We start from the raw sequence: 469 nt of genomic DNA, 5'->3' as shown, positions 1-469 counted from the left end.
CTACCAGAATTGAGCTTTGGACAACCGGCAGACTCTCCAATCTCGGGATACAGTGATGCAAACCGTAGTATTGGTTATGTTTTTCGTTTGAAATATGACTATGACAATAAGTATTTGGCAGAGTTTACAGGTCGATATGATGGTTCTTACAAATTTGCCGGCAATGTTAGTGGGAAACGTTGGGCATTCTTCCCGTCAGCGTCAGTAGCGTGGAGAATATCTAAAGAAGATTTTATGTCTAGTCTGACATTTCTGGATGATATGAAGATACGTGCATCTGTCGGTTTATTAGGAAACGATGCAGTGAGTCCGTATGCTTTCCTTAGTACTTACAATTTGATGGATGGTAACAAAAATGCATACCAAACAATTCTGAATGGAAAAGTAATGCAAGCATTACGCGCCTCTGTAATTGCCAATCCTACTCTAACTTGGGAGAACACCTTAACTTACAATGCAGGATTTGACT

The 469-nt window shown here is 40.1% G+C and carries 1 pseudogene; it reads left to right on the top strand.

The window, feature by feature from the left end:
• A pseudogene (locus AB5935_RS26620) lies at positions 1-469 on the top strand (TonB-dependent receptor); the annotation flags it as partial.

The organism is Phocaeicola sp. RTP21198st1_B8_RTP21198_201120 (genome assembly GCF_040929485.1).
In the GTDB taxonomy this organism is placed as follows: domain Bacteria; phylum Bacteroidota; class Bacteroidia; order Bacteroidales; family Bacteroidaceae; genus Phocaeicola; species Phocaeicola dorei.
This window is presented reverse-complemented; position numbering and strand designations above follow the sequence as displayed.